This window comes from Marinobacterium rhizophilum DSM 18822, from assembly GCF_000378045.1.
GTDB classification, from domain to species: Bacteria; Pseudomonadota; Gammaproteobacteria; order Pseudomonadales; family Balneatricaceae; genus Marinobacterium_A; species Marinobacterium_A rhizophilum.
Map to the genome: position 1 here is coordinate 17,864 of NZ_KB899107.1, position 26,243 is coordinate 44,106.

The following is a 26,243-nucleotide window of genomic DNA, read 5'->3' on the forward strand; positions in this document are numbered from 1 at the left end:
GGGAGACTACTGATCGTCGATATAAATGCGCGCGTTGAAGCTGCGTATCCAGTCGGGGTAGAACACCATCATGCCGGTCATCAGGATGCCGTTTAGCAGGCCTTCCGGAAACATGATCAGTGGCAGCAGGATCACGTAATCCTGCTGGATCCGGCTCCAGGGATAGACGTCCAGCCCCCACAGCAAAAGTCCCGCCGCCAGCCCTCCGGCGGCGACCGCCAGGGCCGACCCGAGGAAAGCACAGCAGAATAGATAGACAAAGAAGTTCTTTGGCAGGTATGCCTCCACCAGCCGCAGAATGCCGAGACTGGTGAGCGCCGGCAGCACAATGGTGCAAAGGCCGCTCAAACCGTAACCCTGCCAGCTTTCCAGCCCGATCCAGCTCACCCCCAGCAGCGCCAGGGCTGCCGAGACGATCGCCAGGTCCCAGCCGAACATCAGCGTGAGGGTCGTCATGCCCAGAAAGTGAATACCCAGGCCAGGCGTTATGCCGGCGCGCATGATCCAGAGCAGCGTCAGGGCCACCGTACTGCCGAAAAACAGGTGCTGGAGTCGTCGGTTGCCGAGCAGAATACCCCAGGGCAGACGCCACAGGGCCAATAGGACAATCAGGGCGAACAGTGCATGAAACCAGAGAGGCGCTGAGCCTGTCAGCAGGCCGTCGGTAATGCTCATAGGCGTTATCTCTTTTCGGCCCCCAGCCGGGAGCAGATCCTTTCAGCTGCCGGGCCGCAGACTCATCAGCACCGCGTCTTCATGACCGGTCGCGGTAGGGTAATAGCCAGTGCGACGCCCGTCCTCGACAAACCCCAACGCCCGATAAAGCCCCAGAGCAGGAAGATTGGAGGCCCGGACCTCCAGCATCAGACGCTCGATACCCAGCTTCGCCAGTTGCTGCAGCGCATGTTGTAACAACTGACGCGCCAGCCCTGCACGCTGATATTGCGGCGCCACGCCGATTTCCAGCACTTCAGCCTCGTCCAGCAGATGGCTCAGCAGCACAAACCCGTGCAGTTGACCGCCGGTGAAGATACCGAGGCTCAGACTGCGCGGATGCACCAGGCGCGCCCGCAGCATCTCTTCGCTCCAGGGCGGATCGAAGCACTGCAGCTGCAACTGGTGCAGCGACGCCAGATCATTCAGCTCAAGGGGCCGAATGTCAGCCATCGGCAGGCTCCCGTTCGGCAAGATGTCGTATCAGCGGCTGGCGTTCTGGTAAAGACGCCAGACTTTCCAGGCCCAGCACTTTAACCATCACTGGGCTCCTGTTCGGCAAGATGCCGGATCAGCGGCTGCAGGTCCCGCCAGACTTCGCGCTTGCACCCTGGCACCTGCAGCATCTCACTCAGGCTGGCCGATGCCAGCGCTGCGACATGGCTGCGAGGCCGGAACAGCAGACCGCGCATGCCATCACCACCCTCTTCGGACTGCAGCACCAGGCGCGCCGCCGAGTCACCCAGCAGCAGCACAAAGCGAACCGGTGCCTGCTGCAACATCAGGTCAAACTTGCGCTGCACGGCCATTTGGGCCTGATCCCAGCCCTGATCGAGCGAGCGGCTGGTGAAGGCCGGCCAAGGTAACAGCTGGGCCCTGGGCGGCTCGGTCGCCGGCATGCCAAGCACGCGCCACAGCGACATTGCCAGGCGCAGGTGGGCGGCACTGAAACCACCCCGGGACTGCGGCGGCAGGGAGTCGATAATCAAGCCATCGCCCATGGGCAGGAACGCCAGCTTGAACTCGGGAACAACCTGCTGTTCGGTACGACGGGGACGCGGCACGGCGGTTTCGCTCGCCTGTGCCAACGCGCTGCGCCCTTCGGCGGCAATAGCAACGGGGGATGCCGGTACAGAGACCGGCGCCGCAGCCGCCGGGGCCTTAACCGGATGGGCCGGCGCCACCGGGCTCTGAGGCGCCTGAGCGGGTTTTTCCACGGCAGCGGGTGCGGCATCCAGACTGTCCAGCAGCGCGGCACGGCCAGCACCGGTGGGCGCATCATCCCTGCGTGCGGCAACGTCTGTACCGGCATCGCCGGCGCTGCTGTCGTCATAGTCGCCATCCTGGGCCTGGCCGGCATCCCAGTCATTCGTCGCACCCTGCTGAAACTGCCACACCCAGTCGTCAGACGCGCGGGCTCCCGGCAGCGGTTCGCGCGGGAGCCAGCTGCTGATGCCCAGTGCCTGCAGGTACTGGTGGCGAAGCTGTTCAGCGTGCATGCGCGGGTCAGATGCGTTCATCAAACCTGCGGATGCGCCTTCTGAACGTTGGCCTCAAGCAGGTTCAGGGCATGCAGATAGGCCTTGGCCGAAGCGATAATGATATCGGTATCAGCCCCCAGGCCGTTGACGATGCGCCCGCCCAGCTCCAGCCGAACGGTAACCTCGCCCTGGGAATCAGTGCCGCTGGTGATGGCATTCACAGAGTACAGTTCCAGGCTGGATCCCGACTTTACCAGGGATTCAATCGCCTTGAAGGTGGCGTCCACCGGGCCGGAACCCTCCGCCTGCGCCGACTGCTCCTGGCCGTTGATCATCAGGGTGACGCTGGCCTCGGGCACTTCGCCGGTCTGGGAGGTCACCTTGAGGCTGCTGAGGCGGTAAGTTTCATTGCCGGCCGATGCGCGGGTATCGGATACCAGCGCCATCAGGTCTTCATCAAAGATCTCGTGTTTCTTGTCCGCCAGATCCTTGAAGCGGGAGAAAGCATCATTCAGCTCGGCTTCGGAGGCCACGCTGGTGCCCAGCTCTTCAAGGCGGGTGCGGAACGCATTGCGGCCGGAGTGCTTACCCAGGACCATGCGGTTGGCATGCCAGCCGACGGATTCCGCCGTCATGATTTCATAGGTCTCGCGGTGTTTCAGCATGCCGTCCTGATGAATACCCGACTCATGGGCAAAGGCGTTTGCGCCCACGATTGCCTTGTTGGGCTGCACCGGGAAGCCGGTTACGCTGGATACCAGCTTGGAAGCCGGCACGATCTGGGTGGTATCGATATTGGTGGTCACGCCCAGGGTATCGTGGCGTGTCCGGATCGCCATGACGATCTCTTCCAGCGAGGCATTGCCGGCACGCTCGCCCAGGCCGTTCACGGTACATTCCACCTGGCGCGCACCGGCCGACACCGCCGCCAGGGAGTTGGCGACCGCCAGCCCCAGGTCGTTGTGACAATGCACCGAGAAGATCGCCTTGTCGGCATTGGGAATATTCTGAATCAGGTGTGCGATGGTTGCGGCAAATTCCTGCGGTACCGCATAGCCCACGGTATCCGGAATATTGATCGTGCGCGCACCGGCATCAATCACCTGTTCGATGATGCGGCACATGAAATCAAATTCGGAGCGGCTGGCGTCTTCCAGCGAGAACTCCACATCATCCATCAGGTTGCGCGCCCGGGTAACGGCTTTCACCGCCTGCTCCACCACCTGATCCGGCTGCATCTGCAGCTTGTATTTCATGTGAATCGGCGATGTGGCGATAAAGGTATGAATACGCCCGGCGTTGGCGTTGCGCAGCGCCTCGCCGGCGCGATCGATATCCTTGTCCAGCGCGCGGGACAGCGAACAGATGGTGCTGTTTTTCACCGTATCGGCAATCGCCTTGACCGCCTCGAAGTCACCCTGACTGGCGATGGCGAACCCCGCCTCGATAACATCGACGCGCATCTTCTCGAGCTGACGGGCAATACGCAGCTTTTCGTCCCGGGTCATGGAAGCACCCGGGCTCTGCTCGCCATCCCGCAGGGTGGTATCGAAAATAATGACTCTGTTGTTATCGCTCATCGGGAAATCTCCAAATGGGTTCTCGGCGTCGCCCGGTTGTTGCCGTCACAGGCGGTGATGCGGCCTGGTCTGCTCACAGGATACTAATATAAATAGAAGAGGTGGGAAAATCAGGCAGCTCGCCGTTCAATGAGTCGCTCAGCGCGCCACAATCACTGTATGCGATGTCCGCGTACAGGCCCTTGGCCGGGTCGGCAATCACTGCGATAGCACGGTGGAATGGAGTACCTGGCTGCTCCGGTTCGTAACTATAACGCCGCGTTGACTATTTGCAACCCGGCGCCGTTACAATGGATCGCAACCCGGCTGCAAACGCGAAAAAGGTACAACATGGCTCCAGAAAATTTTGACCGCATTATCGACCGCCGCGATACCGCCAGCGAAAAATGGGAAAAGTACCGCGACAGTGAAATTCTGCCCATGTGGGTGGCCGATACCGACTTCATGTCGCCGCCAGCCGTGATCGAGGCGCTTCAACAGCGCATCAGCCACGGTGTCTTTGGCTACACCCAGACACCCGCCGAACTCAACCAGCTGGTGATCGACCGCATGCACAGGCTCTATGGCTGGAACATCGAGGCCGACTGGCTGGTATGGCTGCCCGGATTGGTCTGCGGTCTCAACCTGAGCTGTCGCAGTGTCGGCGCCGACGGTGACAGCGTCCTCGTACCCAAACCGGTCTACCCACCGTTCATGACCGCACCGCGACTGTCATCGCGCCAGCTTGTCACCATCCCGATGCAGCAGCATGGCGCGCGCTGGACACTGGACTTCGATGCGCTGGAAGCCGCCATCAGTGCCGACAGCCGCCTGCTGCTGTTCTGCAACCCGCACAATCCAGGCGGCACCTGTTACCGGCGGGAGGAACTGGAGCGCCTGGCATCCATCGCCCGACAACATGACCTGATCGTCTGCTCCGATGAAATCCACTGCGACCTGATTCTTGAGCCGGGTGTCGAGCACCTGCCACTGGCTTCCCTGCAGAGCGACATCGAGGCCCGCAGCATCACCCTGATGGCACCGAGCAAGACCTACAACATTGCAGGCCTGGGCTGCTCATTCGCCATCATTCCCGATCCGGAACTGCGCAAAACCTTTCGCCGGGTGCGCCGGGGCATCGTGCCGGATGTCAACCTGCTGGGCTATACGGCGGCGCTGGCTGCCTACCGCGATGGCGATGCCTGGAACCGGCGCCAGCTCGATTACCTGCGCGACAACCGCGATTACCTGGTGCGGGAGATCAACAGGATTCCGGGGCTGCGCATGGAGCCGGTTGAAGCCACCTACCTGGCCTGGATCGACGTGTCCGCCGCCAAGCTCGACAACCCGGCCCACTTCTTCGAGCAGGCCGGCGTCGGCATGTCCCCGGGGCGGGATTTCGGCGACGACCGTTTTATGCGTCTCAACTTCGGCTGCCCCCGCGGCCTGCTGGAAGAAGCGGTACGCCGCATGCGCAGCGCCCTGCTCAATCACCTGCCGGCGTAGGCCGGTGTGGTCCGGCAAGCGGAGCCGCCGCGACACGGCGTGAGCCAATCGGCGGCGCTTTGTTCAGGCAGCATAGGTATCACCTCACGCCAGATCAAACGGGAAAGCGATGACGTCGTTGATCGAGGTTGTTTGCAACGCCAGCATCACCAGCCTGTCGACCCCGAGGGCGACCCCGGCGCAGTCGGGCAGCCCGGCGGCCAGCGCACCCACCAGCCGCTGCTCGAGAGGACGCTGGGGCAGTTCGAGTGCGGCGCGGTTCTGCTGGTCGGCCTGCAGACGCCGGGCCTGCTCCGTGGCATCGGTGAGTTCGTGATAGCCATTCGCCAGCTCCATCCCCTCAACGAAGAGCTCAAAGCGCGCCGCCACTGACGTGCCGTCTTCACCTGTCCGTAACCGCGCCAGCGCCGCCTGGCTGGCGGGAAACTCGTGCACGAACACGGCACCCTGCCCCGCCAGGGCAGGCTCAATCAGGTGCGACATCAGCAGGTTCAGCCAGCTGTCCCTGTCATCGTCATCCATGGTGACATCAAGCGCCGTCCGCGCCCTTGCCTTGAGTTCGGCCAGTGGCGCTGTCAGCGGATCCAGTCCCAGCTGGTCCACGAACAGCGCCCGATAGGTCACCCGGCGAATCGGCGGCAACCCCAGTACACTGCACACCAGCGCCTCGACCTCATCCATCAGCGCGCGGTCGTCAAAGTCCGGCCGATACCACTCCAGCATGGTGAATTCCGGATTATGCCGCCCACCAGACTCGCCATTGCGATAAGCGCGTCCCAGCTGGTAAATGGCACCGGAACCGGCCGCCAGCAGCCGCTTCATGGCGTACTCGGGGGAACTCTGCAGATACAGTGACTGGACCGGACCGCCCGGGAACGGCGCATACGCCGCTTCGATGCTGTCGATAAAGGGGTCGCTCACGGCGCAATGCGACAGCGCCGGCGTTTCCACTTCCAGTACTGCACGTTCGGCAAAGAAACGCCGGATATCGGCTAGAATCTGTGCCCTGCGCCGCAGATTTTCGATTGGCGCACTCGGGCGCCAGGCTTGTGAAATCATCATTTGGGTCTCAGACAACAAAAAACGGCAGCCTGCGCTGCCGTTTTCAGTATGCAGTGAAGCTCGCTAATCAGGCGCGGCTAACGTAGGCGCCCGTGCGGGTATCGATCTTGAGAATGTCGCCTTCCTCGATAAACAGCGGTACGCGTACAACGGCACCCGTGCTCAGGGTCGCGGGCTTGGAGCCGCCCTGGGCGGTATCGCCCTTTACGCCCGGATCCGTTTCGGTCACGGCCAGCTCGACAAAGTTCGGCGGGGTCACGGAGATCGGATTGCCGTTCCACAGCGTGATCATGCTGCGGTCCTGCTCCTTGAGCCACTGGTGCGCATCGCCGACGGCGTTTTTGTCAGCCGCAAACTGTTCGAAGGTTGCGGGCTCCATGAAGTGCCACATTTCGCCGTCGCAGTACAGATATTCCATATCGCGGTCCATTACATCAGCGCCTTCTGCCGACTCGTTGGACTTGAAGGTCTTTTCCCAGGTACGGCCGGTGATCAGGTTACGCATTTTCACACGGGTGAACGCCTGACCTTTACCGGGCTTGACGAACTCGACATCCGTCATGGTGCAGGGGTCGCCGTCCAGCATGATTTTCAGGCCGTTCTTGAACTGGTTCGCAGAGTAATTTGCCATATGCAGAAAGTCTCGGGACTCGAATTAGCTAACTAAATACCGGGCACTGCCCGAAAATTGACACTCATTCTACTTGAAAGCAGAATGCGAGCAAATTCCCATCTTACACCTGCGGTCTCTGATGAACCTTCCGGTAACACTGCTTGATGACTGGCAGCAGCTGCTTAGTCACACCATCGACGACCCAGCCGAACTGCTGCGCCTGCTGGAACTGCCCGCCGAGTTGCTGGCGCCTGCCAGGGCTGCGGCCGGCGACTTCCCGCTGCGGGTGCCCGCTCCCTACCTCAACCGCATCCGCAAAGGCGACCCCGCAGATCCCCTGCTGCGCCAGGTACTGCCACTGGGCGCCGAGCGTATCAGCGTACCTGGATACGTCACCGACCCCCTGGCGGAAGCGGCCGCCAACCACCACGATGGCCTGATTCACAAATACAAGCGGCGGGTGCTGCTCATCCTGACCGGCGCCTGTGCGATCAACTGCCGCTACTGCTTCCGGCGCCATTTCCCCTACGATGACAATCGACTGGGGCCGGAGCAATGGCAGCAGGTGCTGGACTACCTGCGCCAGCATGCAGAGGTCAACGAGGTGATCTTCTCCGGCGGCGACCCGCTGGCCACCAGCGACAAGCGCCTGGCGCGCATGGTGCGGGATCTGGCCGAAATCCCCCACCTCAGCCGTATCCGTGTGCACAGCCGGCTGCCGGTGGTGATCCCGCAACGGGTGACCGACAGCCTGGTCGACGCCCTCACCGGCACCCGCCTGCGCAGCGTGATGGTGCTGCACGCCAACCATGCCAACGAGATCGACACCGAGGTTGATCAGGCCGTGGCCCGCCTCAAGGGTGCAGGGGTGACAATGCTGAACCAGTCCGTGCTGCTGCGCGGCGTCAACGACAGTGTCGAGGCACTGCAGAGCCTCAGCGAGCGACTCTTTCGTGCCGGCGTACTACCCTATTACTTGTTTGTGCTGGATGCCGTGGCCGGCGCCGCCCATTTTGATGTCAGCGATAACGAGGCACGGGGGCTGATGCGGGCACTGCAGGCCGAGCTGCCCGGTTTTCTGCTGCCGCGCCTGGCGCGGGAAATTCCAGGGCGGCCGGCAAAAACCTTGCTTGCACTGGACGCAGACAGTACCGCCTAAATCGGCTTCATGCGACAATTAGATACCAGATGCCCATAGACCTTCATCGCGCCTGACAGGGTTCGATCAGACAGGCATCACAACAGGAAAAATAATCATCATGGATCTACGCAGGAGCCTGTTCCCATGAAAGCCTGGAAACTCTTGGTTGTCGCAGCTGGCGCCATTGCACTGACCGGTTGTGGCAACATGTTTAAAAAACCCGCACCCGTTGTCGAACCAGAGCCAGAACCTGTTGTGTATGTTCGCCCCATTCCCAAACCCGTTGTTCAGATCAACGGATTTCGCGCCGGCAAGCCCGGCAAAGCCGGCTTGACCGACGCCCATATCAGCTTCAGCAATGTATCCGACCAGCCCTTTCAGTTTGTGATGTTCAAGACCACGGCCTATAACGCCGAAGGCAAGATCATCAATGCCAAGAAAACCAACAGACCGGAAACCTGGCTGCGCGTCGCAGGTCCCTTCAGGCCTTTCAGCAGTGCCGGCGAGCACAAGTGGGGCCAGATCTGGGCCAACAAGAAGGCAACCTGCTTTGAAGTCGAAGGCGTCGAGATCATCTTTATGGATGGCGCCAACGAGTTTTACAACGAAAGCCGTCTGGGCGAAATTCTCGACCCGAACCTGAACAACAGCTGCAAGCCCTCCCTGGCCCAGAATCAGTAACAGCAGCTGGAAATTACGGGGCAGTCAAACCTCGCGACTGCCCCATACATTCGGCCCCGTCAGGGATTATCGATCCCTGCGCGGTGGCGCCGACAGCGGGAACGCCGTAACGCTGCCACGTGCCTCGCTGATCTTGGGAACACCTTCCTGCCTGACCTCGTCGATGCGGATAATCGCCTGCACCGGGATATAGGAACGCTTGACGTCACCAAACTGCTTTTTCAGCTTTTCCTCACCCGGATCCACCAGCAGCTCGGAACGGCTGCCAAAGACGAAATCCTCGATCTCGATAAAGCCCCACATCTCACTCTGAAAGACATGACGCGCATAAAGCTCGTATACCTGATCCTGGTTGATGAATTGCACGCGATACATCTGCTCGTCACTGGCCATGATTTACACTGTTGCTCCGGCTAACTGCTACTGCGTTCTATAATGAGGGCAAATTCACCTGATACAAGGCTGCTCAAAATCTAGGCAGCTCGACCCGCTTTCAGTATAATGCGCGGTCCTTTCGGGGTGGATGCAGCACTGTCACTCAAACCGGCGACGCTGTCCGACTCCCCAGAGTAACCCGTTTAATCAATACAGGTGAGAAATGGCGAAAAAGCTGTTTATCAAAACCCATGGCTGCCAGATGAACGAATACGATTCGTCCCGCATGGCAGATCTGCTGGGTGAAAGCCATGAGCTGGAGCTGACTGACAATCCCGAAGATGCGGATGTACTGCTGCTCAACACCTGTTCTATTCGCGAAAAAGCCCAGGAAAAGGTGTTCCATCAGCTCGGCCGCTGGCGCAAGCTAAAGGACCGCAATCCCGACCTGGTGATTGGTGTGGGAGGCTGTGTGGCCAGCCAGGAAGGCGAGGCCATTTATCAGCGCGCGCCCTATGTCGACATGATCTTTGGACCTCAGACCCTGCACCGCCTGCCGGAAATGATCGACCTGACCCACCAGGGCCAGAAAGGCGTCGTGGACGTCAGCTTTCCGGAAATTGAAAAGTTCGATCATCTGCCCGCCCCCCGTGTCGAGGGCGCCGAAGCCTTCGTATCGGTGATGGAAGGCTGCAGCAAGTACTGCACCTTCTGCGTGGTACCTTACACCCGCGGCGAAGAAGTCAGCCGCCCGCTGGACGGCGTGCTGGCCGAATGCCAGGAGCTGGCCGAACAGGGCGTGCGCGAAGTGAACCTGCTGGGACAAAACGTCAATGCCTACCGCGGTGCGACCCCGGATGGCGACAGCGCCGACCTGGCTGAACTCATTCGCCGGGTTGCCGCCATCGACGGCATAGACCGCATTCGCTTTACCACCTCCCATCCGGTGGAGTTCAGTGACAGCCTGATCGATGCCTATGCCGATGTACCCGAGCTGGTCAGCCACCTGCACCTGCCGGTACAGAGCGGATCAGACCGGATATTGATGGCCATGAAGCGTGGCCATACGGCACTGGAGTACAAGTCAAAGCTGCGCCGTATTCGCAAACTGCGCCCGGACATCAGTTTCTCGTCGGACTTCATCGTCGGCTTTCCCGGTGAAACCGATGCCGACTTCGAAGCCACCATGAACCTGATTCAGGAAATTGGTTTCGACCATTCCTTCAGTTTCGTCTACAGCCGCCGCCCGGGCACTCCGGCCGCTGACCTGCCGGATACCGTGTCGGAAGAGACGAAAAAGCTGCATCTCAAGATTCTGCAGGATCGCATCATCGCCCAGGCCATGCAGATCAGCCGGCGCATGGTTGGCAGCGTGCAACGTATTCTGGTGAACGGGTACTCGAAGAAGGATCCGGGCGAGCTGTCCGGGCGCACCGAGAACAACCGTGTCGTTAACTTCCGTGCCACCAATCCGGACCTGATCGGCCACTTCGCCGATGTCCGGATTCTGGAAGCGTATGCCAACTCGCTTCGCGGGGAACTGATCGGCTCAGAGCTTGATCAAACGCACTGAACGCGAATTAAGTAGCCGCAGGGCGGATCATCCCCTGCGATTACCGACTAGGAGCTAAATTGAACACAGCGCAAACGCTACGCCTGACCCTCGAACCTGACAACATCGAACACCTGGCCAACCTGTGCGGCCAGCTCGATGAACACCTCAAACTGATCGAACAACGCCTGCATATCGAAATCCGTAATCGCGGCAATCACTTTCAGCTGATTGGCGATCTGGAGATCGTGCGCGTTGTCGCCCAAATGCTGCAGGATCTCTACAAGGAAGCCGCCGCCGGCGTGCAGCTCACACCTGAAGCGGTGCACCTGCAGCTGCAACAATCCGGCGTCGAGCTGATACAAAACCGGATTGACCTGGGCAGCCCCGACATCAGCATCCGTACCAAGAAGGTCCACATACGGCCACGCGGTGAAAACCAGCAGCAGTACGTGCGTGCCATTCGCACGCGGGACATCAACTTCGGCATCGGCCCGGCCGGCACCGGCAAGACCTACCTGGCCGTGGCCTGCGCCGTGGAAGCCCTGGAACGCGAAGAGGTCAGCCGCATCCTGCTGGTACGCCCGGCGGTTGAAGCGGGCGAAAAGCTCGGCTTCCTGCCCGGTGACCTGGCCCAGAAGGTGGACCCCTACCTGCGCCCGCTCTACGACGCCCTGTATGAAATGCTGGGTTTCGAGCGCGTCACCAAGCTGATCGAGCGCAACATCATCGAAGTGGCCCCGCTGGCCTACATGCGCGGGCGCACACTGAACGGCTCCTTCGTGATTCTGGACGAAAGCCAGAACACCACGCGCGAGCAGATGAAGATGTTCCTGACCCGCATCGGTTTCGGCTCCACCGCCGTGATCACCGGTGACATCACCCAGGTGGATCTGCCCAAACACATGCAGTCCGGTCTAGTGCATGCCATGCAGGTGCTGGGCGATGTCGACGAAATTGGCTTTACCCATTTTTCGGCCAAGGACGTGGTACGTCACCCGCTGGTCCAGCACATCGTGCGCGCGTACGAGCGCTTCGAGCAGGAACAGGAAAACGCCGCAGCAACGGGAGCCCGTTCATCGTGAAACCCAGCATAGAATTGCAACTGGCCTGCGAGGCGGCGGATATCCCCGACGAAGCGCAGTTCCAGCTCTGGGTCGAAGCCGCCCTGCACGGGCGCTTCGAGGGTGGTGAACTCTGTATTCGCGTTGTCGACAGCAGCGAGAGCCAGGCACTGAATCTGCAGTACCGCGGCAAGGACAAGCCCACCAATGTACTGTCCTTCCCGTTCGAGGTTCCCGAGGGTATCGAACTGGACCTGCTCGGCGATCTGGTGATCTGCACCGACGTGGTGACAAGGGAAGCGCAGGAACAGCAAAAGCCTGTGCTCGATCATTGGGCGCATCTGGTTATTCACGGAACCTTGCATCTGCTGGGTTACGATCATATAAAGGACGAGGAAGCCGAAGAGATGGAAGCACTGGAACGGCAACTCCTTGCCGACCTGTCCATCCCGGATCCTTACCAGGAACGCTAGTCGAGGAACACCATGAGCGTTGACCGATCGGGAGGCCAACCCCGAAGTTGGTTTGGCCGCCTTGCGCAGGCCTTTGCCGACGAACCCCGCACCCAGGAAGATCTGCTCTACCTGCTGCGCGAATCCGTTGAGGACAATGTCCTCAGTCTCGAAGCCCTCGGCATTATCGAGGGCGCCATGCAAGTGGCCGAAATGCAGGTGCGCGATGTGATGGTGCCGCGCTCGCAAATGGTGGTGGTACAGGTGGAGCAGTCGCCGCGCGACTTCCTGCCCCTGATCATCTCCAGCGCCCACAGCCGCTTTCCGGTAATCGGCGAAAGCCCCGACGAAGTACTGGGCATTCTGCTGGCCAAGGAGCTGCTGCCACTGATCCTGGAAGACAACTGCGACAATTTCGATATTCGCAACGCCCTGCGACCGGTAACGGTGATTCCCGAATCCAAGCGCCTGAACACGCTGCTGCAGGAGTTTCGCGCCACCCGCAATCACATGGCGGTGGTCGTTGATGAGTACGGTGGTATCGCCGGCCTGATCACCATCGAAGACGTGCTGGAGCAGATTGTCGGCGAAATTGAGGATGAAACCGACATCGACGACGATGACGGCAATATCCGTTCGTTCGACGACAATGGCTTTATCGTCAAGGCGCTGACCCCCATCGAGGACTTTAACGAGTATTTCGATGTCGGCTTGCCCGACGATGACTTCGACACCATTGGCGGTCTCGTTACCCAGCGTTTCGGTCACTTGCCGCGCAAGGACGAAAGTGTCGATCTGGATGTGTTCACCTTCAAGATACTGTCCGCCGACAACCGTCGCATTCGCCTGCTGCAGGTCAGCCGCCACCCGCGTTAACCCCGGAAGTCTCTATGTTTGCGATGGAACGCGCTGTCCCGTTCTGGCTCAGAGCGCTGGCCGCCGCCCTTGCCGGCGGCCTGGTGCCGCTGGCTTTTGCCCCCTTTGATTTATGGCCGCTGGTACTGATCGCGCCGGCGCTGCTGTGGCTCTGCCTGCGAGACCAGTCGGCTCGCCACGGCGCCTGGCTCGGTTGGCTGTTTGGCCTCGGGTTTTATGGCGTCGGCATATCCTGGGTTTACGTCAGCATCCATACCTATGGCAATGCCTCGGTACTGCTGGCCGGCCTGCTGACCGCCGCCTTTGTCGCCGCACTCGCCCTGCTGAGCGCCGCCCAGGGCTGGATGTACGGCCGCCTGTTTGGTCGGGGCGCCGGCCAGTGGCTCGGGTTTGTCGGCCTCTGGCTGGTCTGGGAATGGATTCGCAGCTGGCTGCTGACCGGCTTTCCGTGGCTCTACCTGGGTTATCCGCTCATCGATACCCCGCTCGCGCTCTGGGCTCCAGTAGGCGGTGTCTGGGCGCTGAGCCTGATTGCGGTACTGCTGGGTACCGGGCTCGCCCAACTGATACTGGCACCCAACCGCCGCAGCCGCCTGCTGTGCGCGACGCTGATCAGCATTCCACTGCTGGGCAGCGCACTGCTGCCTACCAGCTGGACCCAGCCCTTCGGGGCGCCGCTCAAGGTTGCGCTGGTGCAGGGTAATATCCCGCAGCAGCTGAAGTGGGATGCCGACAGCCTGCACAACATTCTGCGGCGCTATCAGCAGCTCAGCCTGCAAGCAGGCAAGGTCGATCTGCTGATCTGGCCCGAAACCGCGATTCCCGCCACCCTGAACCGGGCCGAACGCCAGCTGAACCCGTTCATCGAGACACTGGAGCGCAGCGGAACCGGCTTTATTTCCGGCCTGCCGTCGGTGCTGCAGGATAACCGGAACCCGGGCCGCAGCATCTATCACAACAGCCTGGCGATATTGACGCCTCAGTCCGCGGTCTACCACAAGCAGCGACTGGTGCCCTTTGGCGAATACGTGCCGCTGGAATCCTGGCTGCGCGGTCTGATCGATTTTTTCAATCTGCCGATGTCCGCCTTCAGCCTGCCCCAAACCGAACAGCAGGCGCTCCCTTTTCGACACCACCGCATCGCAGCAGCCATCTGCTACGAGATCGCCTACCCCGAACTGGTGCGGCGCTCGAGCCTGGAGTCCGACCTGTTACTGACCGTGTCCAACGATACCTGGTTCGGCCGCTCCATTGCCCCGGATCAGCATCTGCAGATAGCCCGCATGCGCGCGCTTGAAACAGGTCGCTGGCTGATACGCGCCACCAACAACGGCATCAGCGCACTGGTCGACGATCAGGGCAAGCTCCGCGCCCTGGCGCCGCGTTACCAGAGTGCCGTACTGATAGACGACGTTCAGGCCATGCGCGGCCTGACGCCCTATCAGCGCACAGGCGTCTGGCCTGCACTGTTGATCGCCCTGCTGTGCTGCGCCCTGGCGCAGCCTTGCCTGCGTCGCACGGCCTGCACAACAGCTCACACCTAAGACAGGCAGTATCCTCACATCAGAATGAGCGCGGCGCAGGTTATTAGTGCTACATCCGACCGGCTGCTAGGCTGCAAGGTACAACGCTCGATCAATCAGGAGGTGCCGCCATGGCCGAATCGAAGCTTCCGAAGAACTATGTCCAGTTTCGCAGCCGGTACAAAAAGCTCGCCGGTGCGCTGGATAACCTGGGCAAGGCGGTACGTGAGGAAGGCCCGCTGGATGAAAAAAATGCCCAGCTGATTCAGCTCGCCGCGGCCGCCAGCATCCGCTCTGAGGGCGCCGTCCACAGCCACTGCCGCCGCGCACTGGACGCAGGCGCCAGCCGTGAAGAAATCCGCCACGCCATCATCCTGCTCACAAGCACCCTGGGGTTTCCGGCCATGATGGCTGCGCTCAGCTGGGTAGAGGACATACTGGACGGCGACTGAAACATCATGCGGATAACGGCTCAGAACAGCAGAGCATCGGCAAACAGGACTACCCCCAAGAAAGAGCCGCAGCCCCTGGTTACCCAGCCCCGTAGCGGCTCAGAACAGCAGTGCATCGGCAAACAGGAGGACCACCCCAAGAGAGAGCCGCAGCCCCTGGTTACCCAGCCCCGTAGCGGCTCAGAACAGCAATGCATCCGCAAACAGGATGACCACCCCAGGAGAGAGCCGCACCCCCTGGGTAACCGGCCCGGTAGCGGCTCAGAACAGCAGTGCATCGGCAAACAGGATAACCACCAGGTAACGCACGCCCTTGCCGATGCCCACCAGCACAACGAAGTAATGCAGCCGCACCCGCATGATACCGCCGATAAACGTCAGCGCATCGCCGCCGATCGGCAGCCAGGCAAACAGCAGACTCCAGACACCGAAATGCTGGAACCAGCGCTGCGCCCGCTCCAGCTCCTTCGCCTTGATGGGGAACCAGCGCCGATCACTGTAGTGCAGCATGTACAGGCCCAGCCACCAGTTGAACACGGCCCCCAGGGTATTGCCTGCCGTGGCAATCAGCCATAACCAGCCCCAATTGGCGGACTGTTCTGCCAGCAGAACGGCCAGATAGACCTCGGAGTAGAACGGCAGGATGGTGGCAGCGGCAAAGGCCCCGCCAAACAGCAGCAGATATTCAATCATTATCAGTCATCAAGGGATTCAGGCATGCTCACGCTGGCGCAGTCTATCAGATAACGAAACAGACGACGTTGCGCCGCAAGGTACGGCAGATATTCCGGATGCCACTGCACTCCGAGAATCAGCCGGCCCTGCTCGCATTCCACCGCCTGCACGAAGTTGTCCAGATCCCGCGCCGCAACCACCAGCCCCTCCCCCAGCCGCTCAATGGCCTGATGGTGCAGGCTGTTGATTCGCCAGCGCTCACGGCCCAGCACGCCGTGTAACACGCCCTGATGCGCGGCGAGCGCCGTCTTGCGCGGCAACGGTGTGCGGAAATTGGACGTTTTCCGGCGCAAACCGCGTATATCACCATGCAGCGAGCCGCCCAGCACCACATTGATAAGCTGGGCACCGCGGCAGATGCCCAGCATCGGCAGGCGGGTATGCAGAGCATGCTCGATCATTTCGATTTCAAAGCGGTCCCGCTGCGGGTCGATGGGCGCCCGACCATCATCTTGGCCGCCATACAGCGTCGGGTCTATGTCATCGCCACCACCGATAATCAGCCCCTGCAGGCGATCGTGGCTGTGCAGCCGATAACTCGAGGGCGTCAGACGCAGGGCCCGGCCACCGGCCATCCAGATAGCCAGGCGGCTGGCCCACCAGGCGGTGGCAACACGGCCATTGGGGCCCGTGACACCTATGACGGGTCGGTCAGCCACAGATCCACCTTTTCTGACCAGGGGGCTACCCAGTCCGGTAACGGGCGCCGCAGATGGGCCAGGTACTCCTGGCACAGGCTGTCCAGCCGCGCGGGTGCCTGCACCAGCGCTTCGACCTGCTGCCAGTCGTTCCAGGCATCCAGCAAGTGCCAGTCCGGATTGTCGATATCGGAATTGGGCAGGCGGTAATGCAGCGTCGGGCGGGCATTGACCTTTTCGTCCTGCACCGCGGCCTGCACCGCCTTCGGATCCAGCCAGGCGAGCAGCGGCAGCATGTCCAGCGCCCGGTTGCGGGTCGGATTCTGCGCCAGATAGTCACGGATCAGTCGATCCTGGTCCGGCCAGTAGTCACTCTGCAGCACCTGCTCGCAGTACTCCCGCGTAAAGGGCTGAATGAACGTACTCAAGCGCCGTACCAGTGCGGTCTGCTCTCGCGCGCTGAGCCAGTCATGCAGGCACAGATACGCTTTCAGATAACGCACCAGGGTGTCACTGTCCAGCGCCGGCAGTTCGGGATTAAAGTGCACGCCAAAGGCATAGCGGGCGGCACCGTGGGTCCCCAGGGCACCGGCCTCGCGCAGTGACTGCACCAGTGTTTCCAGCACATCCAGACGGGAAATCGGAATGGGCGGACAGACGATTTCAAACGGCACCAGGTTGCTGGCAACAGCCGCCAGCGCCTCGGTCGCGAGGTTTTCCAGCTCGCTGCTGTGACCATGGCTCTGCTCGCGCCCGAGCTTTTTCAGGTAGCGCATATCCAGTTCCAGACTGAAGACGCCAAACTCGGTGCCCGCGACCCGCTGTTCACACACGGACACTCGCTCGACCCGCCCGCCAAAGGTGGCGCGGATACAGCGGGCGATGTCGTCAAGCTCGATACCCGCCAGCTCTATCTCAACCCCGACCCGTCGCTCGTGACCTTCCTGGGTTTGATCATGCTGCGGCGTCATGGCCACACCCGCATGGCTGTGCCGGTCCCGTTACCCGGCCACAGAGCAAATACCCTCACGACTCGGGCCAGGGTTTGGAGATACGGCGGAAGTAGCCCTTGCCGCAAACATGGCAATCCTCGATGCGGGAGGTTTCGGTCAGTTCCTGGGTTGCGCCGCAGTTGAGGCAGGCCAGGGTACCCACGGTGGCAATCTCGCCGCTGAGGTAGTCATCCTCACCATGGGACAGGCGCTCACGCAGCGCCTCCTGGTCGATACGGGTCCTGTCCGCCAGTCCCATCAGTAACTGACCCACCCGGTGTTCGAGAATATTCAGGTCAAAATGCAGCCAGGCCGCGATGCCCTCGCCGGTTTCATGGGCGTAGTACCCCAGCCGTTTCAGGTCGCGCTTGAGGTAGGCCGTTAGCAGATCCATCTCGTCGCGGGTCATTTCCTCGGCCGCCAGCTCGAGTTCGGCGGCTTCCTCTATGCGTTCCTGCAAATAATCCCAGGATTTTATTTCGGCGGTCTCCAGATCCGCCAGTAACCGTTTGAGAATACGGTCATAGGCCGTCGTTGCGTTGTCCTGCCTGTGTTCCTGTTTACGGGGATCTTCAGTCATATCGTCTCCTAGACCGGGCGCATTCCACTGTTGATGGAGTAGCTTCTATTGTATGCTATGCCGCATGTCACGAACTTTCCATTGAACCAATAGCCGGCATTCTCGAATGCCGGTTTTATTGTCAGAGAATGTCGATTCCTAAATCCATGAACGAACAATACCAGCCCGGGGACATCGAGTCCCAGACCCAGGCGTACTGGGATGAGCACGATAGCTTTCGCTGCGACGAAGACACCACCAAAGAAAAATTCTACTGCCTGTCGATGTTTCCGTACCCCAGCGGGCGGCTACACATGGGTCATGTGCGCAATTACACCATTGGTGATGTCGTCTCGCGCTACCAGCGCATGCAGGGCAAAAATGTCCTTCAGCCCATGGGGTGGGATGCCTTCGGTCTGCCTGCAGAGAATGCCGCGATCAAGAACAATGTCGCGCCGGGCAAGTGGACCTACGAAAACATCGACTACATGCGCAACCAGCTGCAGCAGATGGGCTTTGGTTATGACTGGAGCCGCGAAGTGGCCACCTGCCACCCGGAGTACTATCGCTGGGAGCAGTGGTTCTTTACCCGGCTGATGGCCAAGGGCATGGTGTACAAAAAGGAATCCGAGGTTAACTGGGATCCGGTTGACCTGACGGTACTGGCCAACGAGCAGGTTATCGACGGCCGTGGCTGGCGCTCCGGTGCGCTGGTCGAGCGCAAGAAGATCCCGCAGTGGTTTTTGAAGATCACCGACTATGCCGACCAACTGCTGGAAGATCTCGACAAGCTGGATCACTGGCCCGAGCAGGTCCGTACCCAGCAGCGCAACTGGATCGGCCGCTCCAAAGGCGTGGAGCTCAAGTTCCAGGTCGCAGGCAACGGCGAGCTGGAAGTCTTCACCACCCGTCCCGACACCCTGATGGGCGTCACCTACGTGGCGGTGGCACCGCAGCACCCGCTGGCACTGCAGGCGGCCGAGCGCAATCCGGAACTGGCGGCTTTCCTGGAAGACTGCAAGCACACCAAGGTGGCCGAGGCGGATCTCGCCACCATGGAGAAAAAAGGCATGGCGCTGGGTCTGGAAGCGACCCACCCCCTCACCGGCGAAACCGTGCCGGTCTGGACCGCCAACTTCGTGTTGATGGACTACGGTTCAGGCGCTGTCATGGCGGTACCGGCACACGACCAGCGCGACTGGGAATTTGCCCACAAGTACGGCCTGCCGATCCGCCAGGTCATCAAGCCGCTGGATGCATCCACCCCGGTGGATATCGAGCGCGAAGCCTTCACCGACAAGGGTGTGCTGATCAATTCCGGCGACTTCTCCGAGCTCGAGTTCGACGTGGCCTTCAAGGCCATCGCCAAGGAACTCGAACGCAAGGGCAAGGGCCGCACCACCATCAATTACCGCCTGCGCGACTGGGGTGTATCCCGCCAGCGTTACTGGGGTACGCCGATTCCGGTCATCAACTGCCCGTCCTGCGGCCCGTTGCCGGTACCGGAAGAGCAGCTGCCGGTGGTACTGCCCGAAGACGTCGATTTCGACGGTGTCGGCTCGCCGATCAAGAAGATGGACAGCTTCATCCAGTGCGAGTGCCCGAAATGCGGTGGCGCGGCCGAACGTGAAACCGACACCTTCGATACCTTCATGGAGTCGAGCTGGTACTACGCGCGCTATGCCTGCGCCCGCAGCGGCGATGCCATGCTGAACGCCGAGCAGGCCAACTACTGGCTGCCGGTGGATCAGTATATCGGCGGCATCGAACACGCCATCCTGCACCTGCTCTACTCACGCTTCTTCCACAAGCTGATGCGCGACGAAGGCCTGGTGAATTCCGACGAACCCTTCACCCGCCTGCTCTGCCAGGGCATGGTGCTGGCCGACACCTACTACCGTGAAGACGACAAGGGCGGCAAAATCTGGATCGCCCCGACCGATGTCGACACCGAAACCGATGACAAGGGCCGCATCATCAGCGCGCGCCTGAAGTCGGATGGCCTGCCCGTGGAACAGGCCGGCGTGTCCAAGATGTCGAAGTCCAAGAACAATGGCATCGACCCTCAGGTCATGATCGACAAATACGGTGCCGATACCGTGCGCCTGTTCATGATGTTCGCAGCGCCGCCCGAACAGTCGCTCGAATGGTCCGACTCCGGTGTTGAAGGCGCGCACCGCTTCCTCAAGCGACTGTGGAAACAGGTGCACGATCACCTGCAGCAGGGCCAGGGCGTAGCCACACTGGATGCCGCAAACCTCACGAACGATCAGCGCGACCTGCGCCGCAAGGTGCACGAAACCATCGCCAAGGTGAGTGACGATATCGAGCGGCGCCAGACCTTCAATACCGCCATCGCCGCGGTCATGGAGCTGTCCAACAGCATTGGTCGCTTCGTCGACGTCAGCGAACAGGGGCGCGCCGTAACGCGCGAAGCCGTGCTTGCCGCCACGCAGCTGCTGGCACCCATCGTGCCGCACATTACCCATCACCTCTGGCAGCAGCTGACCGGCAGCGACGATCTGCTGCACACGCCCTGGCCGCAGGTTGATGAAGCCGCCCTGACCCGCGCCTCGCTGGAAATGGTAGTGCAGGTCAATGGCAAGGTCCGCGCCAAAATCAGCGTTGCCGCCAACGCCGATGAAGACGTGATCCTGCACACGGCCCTGGCGGACGAAAATGTGCGCAAGCACATGGCCGGCAAGCAGCTGCGCAAGAAAATCGTCGTGCCCGGTAAACTGGTCAATATCGTTGTAGGCTAAGGATTGGAGAAAGCAATGACTGTGCAATTGAGGCTGATACTGCTGATCGCAACCCTGCTGTTAAGCAGCTGTGGCTTTCAGTTGCGCGGCAATGCTGAAGTGCCCAGCGAGTTGCGGGAACTGGCGCTGGAAATGCCCGCCGGCCGCAGTGCTCTGCGCCTGGAACTGAGCCGTACTCTGCGCGGCAATGGTATTGAGCTGGCTGCCGCCGCGCCGTACACCCTGAAAATTCTCGACGAGAAACAGGGCCGTCGCGTCGCATCGCTGAATGAACGCGTCAAGGCGGACGAATACGAACTGCGCACTGAGGTTCGCTTTCAGGTCACCCAGGGCGAGCGCTTTCTGATCGCACCGACGGCGGTACGCACGGAACGCGTCTATTCCTATAATGCTGATGCCATTACCGCCAGTAATGCCCAGGAAGCCCTGCTGCGTCGTGAAATGCAGCAGGATATTTCGCGCCAGATTCTGCGCCTGTACATCGCCGCCGGTCAGCCATGAAACTGAAACCGGAACAGCTCGGCGCCCGACTGAAACAGGCTGTGGCGCCGGTCTATCTGGTCACCGGTGACGAGCCCCTTCTAGCCGAGGAAAGCTGCGACCTGCTGCGCAAGGCCTTCCTCAGCCAGGGCTTTACCGAACGGGAAGTCCTTCACGTCGATGGCAGCTTCAAGTGGGAATACCTGCTCGAATGCGCCAGCGCCCTGTCACTGTTTGCCGAACGCAAGATCATCGAACTGCGTCTGGGCAGCCAAAAGTTGAACAAAAATGCCAGCGACATGCTGCAGCAGTACCTGGTCAACCCGGCCCCCGACAATGTGCTGCTGATCATTGCAGACAAGCTCGATGCCGGTGCAAAGAAAAGCGCCTGGTACAAGGCCATCGACAAGAGCGGCGTGATTGTCGAGCTCTGGCCCATAGAGCCTGCCCAGCTGCCCGAGTGGATCCGGCGCCGTGCCGTGCAGATGGACATGCGCCTGGACGATAGTGCGGTTGAAGTCCTGTGCCAGCGAGTGGAAGGCAATCTGCTGGCAGCCCGCCAGGAAATGAGCAAACTGCAGCTGCTGTTTCCCAACAAGACCCTGAGCGCCGATGACGTTATTGATGCCGTGTCGGACAGTTCGCGTTTCGATATCTTCGGCCTCACCGACGCCGCCCTCGGCGCCCAGCCTCAGCGCGTCACACGCATTATTCAGGTGTTGCGCCAGGAAGGCACTGAACCTGCAGTGGTGCTCTGGGCACTGGCCCGGGAGATTCGCACCCTGCATGCCGTACAGCGCGGCCTGCAACAGGGCAGCGCCTTTGACAGCCTGTGCCAGCAGCAGCGCCTGTTCGGCAAGCGCAAGCAACTGGTGCGCAACACCACCAAACGCCTGTCCCCCGCCACGCTGGAAAACCTGCTGCAGCAGGCCGCCGAAGTGGACCGGCTGGTAAAAGGCGCCCGCGCCGGTGACCCCTGGCTGCCACTGACCTCAATTCTGCTGCACCTGGCCGGTACCGTACTGCCACTGGATGCCACCGGCTGATCCCCCTGCTGGCTCACACTGCCAGTCCGCACCTTTTCTCCAGGGCTCAGCACTTCTGCCTGCCGGGTGTTTTGCGATCGACAAGTGATCACAAAGCAGCCAATTTTACCTCAGCCCGCAGCGGCGGCACTCACCCCATTTACCCTTAAGTTATACACAGAGTTACCCCTGCATTTTGTGGATAAAAGTACTAAAGCCGATCGTAAAATTTTTCGACCAGGCTTGACAACGGCCTTTCGAGGCGCGTTTTTTTCTACCCATATACACAGCTCAAGTTACTGAAAATCTACATTTTTTACCGTTCAAAAAACGCACGTATCAGGCAACACGCCGGCTCCGCACGTCTCTGGATCTGTACCCATACCTTATTCACAATCTTATACACAGGATTCGGGGATAACCTTTAACGTCAGTTCCATCCTGCGCTTGTCCACAGCGGGCAAGTTGTCCCCAGACAGGCCTCCACCGCCATCAGGGTGTATAACTAAAAGGGATCGGACCAGAGTCACTTCAGGAGCACAGAATGTCTGCAACAGCCCGCATTACCCATCTGGCCCTGCATGTCACAGACATGGCAGCCTGCGTTGCCTTCTACCGTCATTACTGCGGCATGCGGGTTATTCACGAACGCCACAGTGGCCATCAGACCATCTGCTGGATGGCTGAACCCGGGCGCGAACGGGACTTTATCTTCGTGCTGATGAATGGCGGACAGGACCTTCACCTGCCGGACAACGACTACCGCCATTTCGGCTTCGCGCTGGAAAGTCGCGATGCCGTTGACCGTATCGCGCACCAGGCCGCCGAGGCCGGCTGCCTGGTCTGGGCCCCCAGGGATGAACCCTTTCCTGTTGGCTACTACTGTGGCCTGCGCGATCCCAATGGCAACTACGTCGAATTCAGTTACGGCCAGCCACTGGGACCGGGAGCGGATGACTTTGATAAACTACGCCAGAGCTGATAGTTCAAAATCGATGTCTGTGTGGCCGGCGCGCGTCAAAGGAATGCATTACGCAGTGGCAAAAACCTGTACAGTGAAACGATTGCCGGCCGGTTTTCCTGGTTGCTTATCCCTTAGAATAGGAAATAGGCCATGTGGTTAAGAACAAGCTGTGATCTGACGTTCGACATAACGGTATCCACTCCCTTTGTGCTGATGCTGCGACCGCGCAGCGGCGCCCAGCAATGGATAGCCAGCGAACAGTACAAACTGGTACCCAGCGTCCCCGTTTTCGAATTTACCGACAACTATGGCAACCTGTGTCAGCGCCTGATTGCGCCGCCAGGGCCCTTTGGTATCCATACGTCGGCCGAGGTGATGACCTCGGACCATATCGATCGAGCCCCCGGCGCTCCGTTCGTGGAAATCCAGAACCTGCCCGAGTCGGCGCTTAACTACCTGTTGCCCAGTCGCTTCTGTGAATCGGACCGCTTCAGTCAGATGGCCAATAGCATCACTGCCGGTTACCAGCCTGGCTACGATCAGGTGGCAGCCATCGAAGCCTGGCTGCGCGCCAATGTTCGTTATGAGTCCCAGAGCAGTGATATTCAGATTTCGGCCACCGAGGTTAACACTCGGGGCTGGGGCGTATGCCGTGACCTCGCCCATGTAGGCATCGCTCTGTGCCGCAGTCTGAGCATTCCCGCGCGCATGGTCGTGGGATATCTGCATGACCTGGAGCCCATGGAACTGCACGCCTGGTTCGAAGCCTACGTAGCGGATCGCTGGTATACCTTTGATGCCACCCAGATCCAGCTTCACGCCGGCTACGTCGCCATCGGCTATGGCCGGGATGCCGCCGATGTTGCGGTCTATAACCAGTTTGGTCCGGCGCTGTACCCCCAGGCACAAAAGGTACGCGTGCAACTTATCAATGAACCCGGCTTTACCGATTGGGGGATGACCTGACACAGCAACGACGCCGTCAATACCAGGCCCAATCAAACGCACTCAGAGCAACGTTCGGGATGACCTATGCAGCGCTATAAGATTGTTCATCGCACCTACTACAATTTCACCGACGAGGTCGTTCTGGGTGAACACCGGCTGCTGCTTCGACCGCGAGAGGGTCATGAACTGCGTATCGAGTCGTTTTCGCTCAATATCAGCCCAGCGGCGACGCTGCACTGGCACCGCGACATCGAGGACAACTCCGTTGCCATTGCCAGTTTCAACTCCCCTGCGCGCCACCTGATGATCGAAAGCGAAGCCATTATTCAGCAATACAACGAAGCGCCACTGGATTTCATCGTCGCCACCTACGCTCTGAATTACCCTTTCGTCTATCAGCAGCATGATGAGCCCATGCTGGCCCCGTACCGAACCCTGCCCGATGCGTACACCAGTACGCAGCTCAGCCGCTGGATCGGCACCTTCTGGCGATCTGGTGAACCCATCGAGACTTACAGCCTGCTGCAGCGCATGACCGAACACATTTACCAGACGCTGAACTACCAGGCACGGGAAGAGCCCGGCGTACAGAGCGCGCGGCAGACACTGGAGTGTGGCAGCGGATCCTGCCGAGACTTTGCCGTACTCTTCATGGACGCCGCCAGATACCTGGGACTGGCCGCCCGTTTTGTCAGCGGCTATCTGCACGACCACCTGCCCAGCAACAACCTCGGCGCTACCCACGCCTGGGCCGAAGTTTATCTCCCAGGCGCCGGCTGGAAGGGATTTGATCCCACCATCGGTAAGGTTGCGGGCACCGACCATATCGCCGTCGCCGTTGCATGTCGGCCGGACGCCGTGCCCCCCATTGCCGGATCCTTCAGCGGCTGCGCCGCGTCCACAATGGATGTGGGTGTCTGGGTGACCAGGGTGTAGCAGCATTGCCAGCCAGTGCAGCGCCTGGCAGCACCGGGCTTGATGGCAGGGGTAAAACATCTTTCACGTGTATTAACCACCGGCCAGCGCATGCTGGCACGCGCCAGGCGCAAACAAAAAAAGAAGCCCGCAGGCTTCTTTTTCTGATTCACATATCCGTGTGTATCTAATTAACCGACTTTCTCACCCTTGGCCTGCAGATCGGCATGGTAGGAGGAGCGCACCAGCGGACCGGAGGCTACATGGGAGAAGCCCATTTCCTTGGCCTGGCGGGCAAATTCATCGAACTCGGCCGGCGTCACGAAGCGATCCACCGGCAGATGGCTGCGGCTCGGCTGCAGATACTGCCCGATGGTGATCATGTCGACGTTGTGTGCCCGCAGGTCACGCATCACTTCGACAATCTCTTCATTGGTTTCACCCACGCCCACCATCAGGCCGGACTTGGTGCGGATGCCCGGCTGACGCTGCTTGAACCCTTCGAGCAAGTCCAGTGACCATGCATAGTCGGCACCCGGGCGTACCTGCTTGTACAGGCGCGGCACGGTTTCGAGGTTGTGGTTAAAGACATCAGGCGGCGTGGCACTGAGGATTTCAAGCGCAACATCCATGCGGCCGCGGAAATCCGGTACCAGCGTTTCGATTTCGATGGACGGCTGGCGCTCGCGGGTTTCGCGTACACAGTCGGCAATATGCTGGGCACCGCCGTCACGCAGGTCATCACGGTCAACCGAGGTGATGACCACATAGCGCAGGCCCAGGTCGGCAATGGCAGTCGCCAGTTCGCGGGGCTCGTCGGCGTTGAGGGCATTGGGGCGGCCGTGGGCCACGTCACAGAACGGGCAGCGGCGCGTACAGATATCACCCATGATCATGAAAGTGGCGGTGCCATGCGTAAAGCACTCACCGATATTCGGGCAGCTGGCCTCTTCGCACACGGAAGACAGCTTGTGTTCTCGCAGCTTGGACTTTATGCGTTGCACTTCGGCCGAGGAGCCCATGCGTACGCGCAGCCACTCGGGCTTGCGTGGCATTTCGTCTTTCTCGGTAGGAATGACCTTTACCGGGATGCGGGCGACCTTTTCTGCGCCACGAAGTTTGACACCCTGCTCGACGCGCGCGCCAGCTGCTTTGCTCTCAGAACTTGCCATAC

27 protein-coding genes are annotated in these 26,243 nt (G+C 60.5%); 15 read left to right on the forward strand and 12 right to left on the reverse strand.

Annotated features, from left to right (window positions below):
* Window positions 1-6: 6 nt before the first annotated feature.
* The 4 genes from F451_RS0118215 to F451_RS0118235 all read right to left on the reverse strand — a co-directional run bounded on the left by F451_RS0118215 (window position 7) and on the right by F451_RS0118235 (window position 3,775).
* Window positions 7-675 (reverse strand): energy-coupling factor ABC transporter permease, encoded by a 669-nt coding sequence (locus F451_RS0118215; protein WP_020682845.1) that lies wholly within the window; start codon window positions 673-675, stop codon window positions 7-9.
* A 42-nt stretch (window positions 676-717) separates the two neighbouring features.
* Window positions 718-1,167, reverse strand: coding sequence for a ribosomal protein S18-alanine N-acetyltransferase (gene rimI, locus F451_RS0118220; RefSeq protein ID WP_020682846.1), 450 nt, complete (start codon window positions 1,165-1,167; stop codon window positions 718-720).
* A gap of 80 nt (window positions 1,168-1,247) precedes the next feature.
* Window positions 1,248-2,234, reverse strand: coding sequence for a uracil-DNA glycosylase family protein (locus F451_RS0118230; protein WP_020682848.1), 987 nt, complete (start codon window positions 2,232-2,234; stop codon window positions 1,248-1,250).
* Window positions 2,234-3,775, reverse strand: coding sequence for a 2-isopropylmalate synthase (locus tag F451_RS0118235; protein ID WP_020682849.1), 1,542 nt, complete (start codon window positions 3,773-3,775; stop codon window positions 2,234-2,236). The genes F451_RS0118230 and F451_RS0118235 overlap by 1 nt, the downstream gene beginning before the upstream one ends.
* A gap of 330 nt (window positions 3,776-4,105) precedes the next feature.
* Here F451_RS0118235 and F451_RS0118245 point away from each other — a divergent pair, with 330 nt between their 5' ends.
* Window positions 4,106-5,260 (forward strand): MalY/PatB family protein, encoded by a 1,155-nt coding sequence (locus F451_RS0118245; protein WP_020682851.1) that lies wholly within the window; start codon window positions 4,106-4,108, stop codon window positions 5,258-5,260.
* Between the two features lie 84 nt (window positions 5,261-5,344).
* Here the strand turns inward: F451_RS0118245 and epmA are convergent, their stop codons facing one another.
* Entirely contained in the window at window positions 5,345-6,322 is a 978-nt protein-coding gene (gene epmA, locus F451_RS0118250; RefSeq protein WP_020682852.1) for an EF-P lysine aminoacylase EpmA, read from the reverse strand.
* Window positions 6,323-6,389: 67 nt separating this feature from the next.
* Complete coding sequence (efp, locus tag F451_RS0118255; protein ID WP_020682853.1) at window positions 6,390-6,953, reverse strand: elongation factor P; 564 nt, start codon at window positions 6,951-6,953, stop codon at window positions 6,390-6,392.
* Window positions 6,954-7,074: 121 nt separating this feature from the next.
* Between efp and epmB the strand changes: the two genes are divergently transcribed.
* Together epmB and F451_RS0118265 are read left to right on the forward strand one after the other, a co-directional pair.
* Window positions 7,075-8,094 (forward strand): EF-P beta-lysylation protein EpmB, encoded by a 1,020-nt coding sequence (epmB, locus tag F451_RS0118260; RefSeq protein WP_020682854.1) that lies wholly within the window; start codon window positions 7,075-7,077, stop codon window positions 8,092-8,094.
* Between the two features lie 126 nt (window positions 8,095-8,220).
* Window positions 8,221-8,757 carry a hypothetical protein gene (locus tag F451_RS0118265; protein WP_020682855.1) on the forward strand — a complete coding sequence of 179 codons (537 nt, stop codon included), beginning with the start codon at window positions 8,221-8,223 and terminating at the stop codon, window positions 8,755-8,757.
* A 66-nt stretch (window positions 8,758-8,823) separates the two neighbouring features.
* Here the strand turns inward: F451_RS0118265 and F451_RS0118270 are convergent, their stop codons facing one another.
* Entirely contained in the window at window positions 8,824-9,150 is a 327-nt protein-coding gene (locus F451_RS0118270; protein WP_020682856.1) for a DUF1820 family protein, read from the reverse strand.
* A 205-nt stretch (window positions 9,151-9,355) separates the two neighbouring features.
* Between F451_RS0118270 and miaB the strand changes: the two genes are divergently transcribed.
* From miaB to F451_RS0118300, 6 genes are all read left to right on the forward strand, one after another.
* Window positions 9,356-10,705, forward strand: coding sequence for a tRNA (N6-isopentenyl adenosine(37)-C2)-methylthiotransferase MiaB (miaB, locus tag F451_RS0118275; RefSeq protein ID WP_020682857.1), 1,350 nt, complete (start codon window positions 9,356-9,358; stop codon window positions 10,703-10,705).
* Window positions 10,706-10,764: 59 nt separating this feature from the next.
* Entirely contained in the window at window positions 10,765-11,769 is a 1,005-nt protein-coding gene (locus F451_RS0118280) for a PhoH family protein (protein WP_020682858.1), read from the forward strand.
* Complete coding sequence (gene ybeY / locus F451_RS0118285; RefSeq protein WP_020682859.1) at window positions 11,766-12,221, forward strand: rRNA maturation RNase YbeY; 456 nt, start codon at window positions 11,766-11,768, stop codon at window positions 12,219-12,221. Before F451_RS0118280 ends, ybeY begins: the two co-directional genes overlap by 4 nt.
* 12 nt (window positions 12,222-12,233) lie before the next feature.
* Complete coding sequence (locus F451_RS0118290; protein ID WP_020682860.1) at window positions 12,234-13,076, forward strand: HlyC/CorC family transporter; 843 nt, start codon at window positions 12,234-12,236, stop codon at window positions 13,074-13,076.
* Between the two features lie 14 nt (window positions 13,077-13,090).
* Window positions 13,091-14,620, forward strand: coding sequence for an apolipoprotein N-acyltransferase (gene lnt / locus F451_RS0118295; protein ID WP_020682861.1), 1,530 nt, complete (start codon window positions 13,091-13,093; stop codon window positions 14,618-14,620).
* A gap of 110 nt (window positions 14,621-14,730) precedes the next feature.
* Entirely contained in the window at window positions 14,731-15,051 is a 321-nt protein-coding gene (locus tag F451_RS0118300) for a carboxymuconolactone decarboxylase family protein (RefSeq protein WP_020682862.1), read from the forward strand.
* Window positions 15,052-15,312: 261 nt separating this feature from the next.
* On the opposite strand, the gene F451_RS0118305 is transcribed toward F451_RS0118300, so the two are convergent.
* The 4 genes from F451_RS0118305 to F451_RS0118320 are packed head-to-tail and all read right to left on the reverse strand — an operon-like array spanning window position 15,313 to window position 17,996.
* Entirely contained in the window at window positions 15,313-15,744 is a 432-nt protein-coding gene (locus F451_RS0118305) for a YqaA family protein (RefSeq protein WP_020682863.1), read from the reverse strand.
* 2 nt (window positions 15,745-15,746) lie between these two features.
* Window positions 15,747-16,445 (reverse strand): gamma-glutamyl-gamma-aminobutyrate hydrolase family protein, encoded by a 699-nt coding sequence (locus F451_RS0118310; RefSeq protein WP_020682864.1) that lies wholly within the window; start codon window positions 16,443-16,445, stop codon window positions 15,747-15,749.
* Window positions 16,424-17,395 (reverse strand): amidoligase family protein, encoded by a 972-nt coding sequence (locus tag F451_RS0118315; RefSeq protein ID WP_020682865.1) that lies wholly within the window; start codon window positions 17,393-17,395, stop codon window positions 16,424-16,426. Before F451_RS0118315 ends, F451_RS0118310 begins: the two co-directional genes overlap by 22 nt.
* Window positions 17,396-17,450: 55 nt before the next feature.
* Window positions 17,451-17,996 carry a zinc ribbon-containing protein gene (locus F451_RS0118320; protein ID WP_020682866.1) on the reverse strand — a complete coding sequence of 182 codons (546 nt, stop codon included), beginning with the start codon at window positions 17,994-17,996 and terminating at the stop codon, window positions 17,451-17,453.
* Window positions 17,997-18,142: 146 nt separating this feature from the next.
* On the opposite strand from F451_RS0118320, the gene leuS reads away from it, so the two are divergent.
* From leuS to F451_RS0118350, 6 genes are all read left to right on the forward strand, one after another.
* Window positions 18,143-20,737 carry a leucine--tRNA ligase gene (gene leuS / locus F451_RS0118325; protein ID WP_020682867.1) on the forward strand — a complete coding sequence of 865 codons (2,595 nt, stop codon included), beginning with the start codon at window positions 18,143-18,145 and terminating at the stop codon, window positions 20,735-20,737.
* A gap of 15 nt (window positions 20,738-20,752) precedes the next feature.
* Window positions 20,753-21,238 carry an LPS-assembly lipoprotein LptE gene (locus F451_RS0118330; RefSeq protein WP_020682868.1) on the forward strand — a complete coding sequence of 162 codons (486 nt, stop codon included), beginning with the start codon at window positions 20,753-20,755 and terminating at the stop codon, window positions 21,236-21,238.
* On the forward strand, window positions 21,235-22,263 hold the full coding sequence (gene holA, locus F451_RS0118335) for a DNA polymerase III subunit delta (protein WP_020682869.1): 1,029 nt from the start codon (window positions 21,235-21,237) through the stop codon (window positions 22,261-22,263). Before F451_RS0118330 ends, holA begins: the two co-directional genes overlap by 4 nt.
* Window positions 22,264-22,786: 523 nt before the next feature.
* Complete coding sequence (locus F451_RS0118340) at window positions 22,787-23,224, forward strand: VOC family protein (protein WP_020682870.1); 438 nt, start codon at window positions 22,787-22,789, stop codon at window positions 23,222-23,224.
* A gap of 132 nt (window positions 23,225-23,356) precedes the next feature.
* The gene (locus F451_RS0118345) at window positions 23,357-24,172 is read left to right on the forward strand and encodes a transglutaminase-like domain-containing protein (RefSeq protein ID WP_026291875.1); all 816 of its coding nucleotides are present in this window, start codon (window positions 23,357-23,359) and stop codon (window positions 24,170-24,172) included.
* Window positions 24,173-24,238: 66 nt separating this feature from the next.
* A complete protein-coding gene (locus F451_RS0118350; RefSeq protein WP_020682872.1) occupies window positions 24,239-25,090 on the forward strand; it encodes a transglutaminase family protein in 852 nt (283 codons plus the stop codon).
* Between the two features lie 170 nt (window positions 25,091-25,260).
* Here the strand turns inward: F451_RS0118350 and lipA are convergent, their stop codons facing one another.
* On the reverse strand, window positions 25,261-26,241 hold the full coding sequence (gene lipA / locus F451_RS0118355; RefSeq protein ID WP_020682873.1) for a lipoyl synthase: 981 nt from the start codon (window positions 26,239-26,241) through the stop codon (window positions 25,261-25,263).
* Window positions 26,242-26,243: the final 2 nt, after the last annotated feature.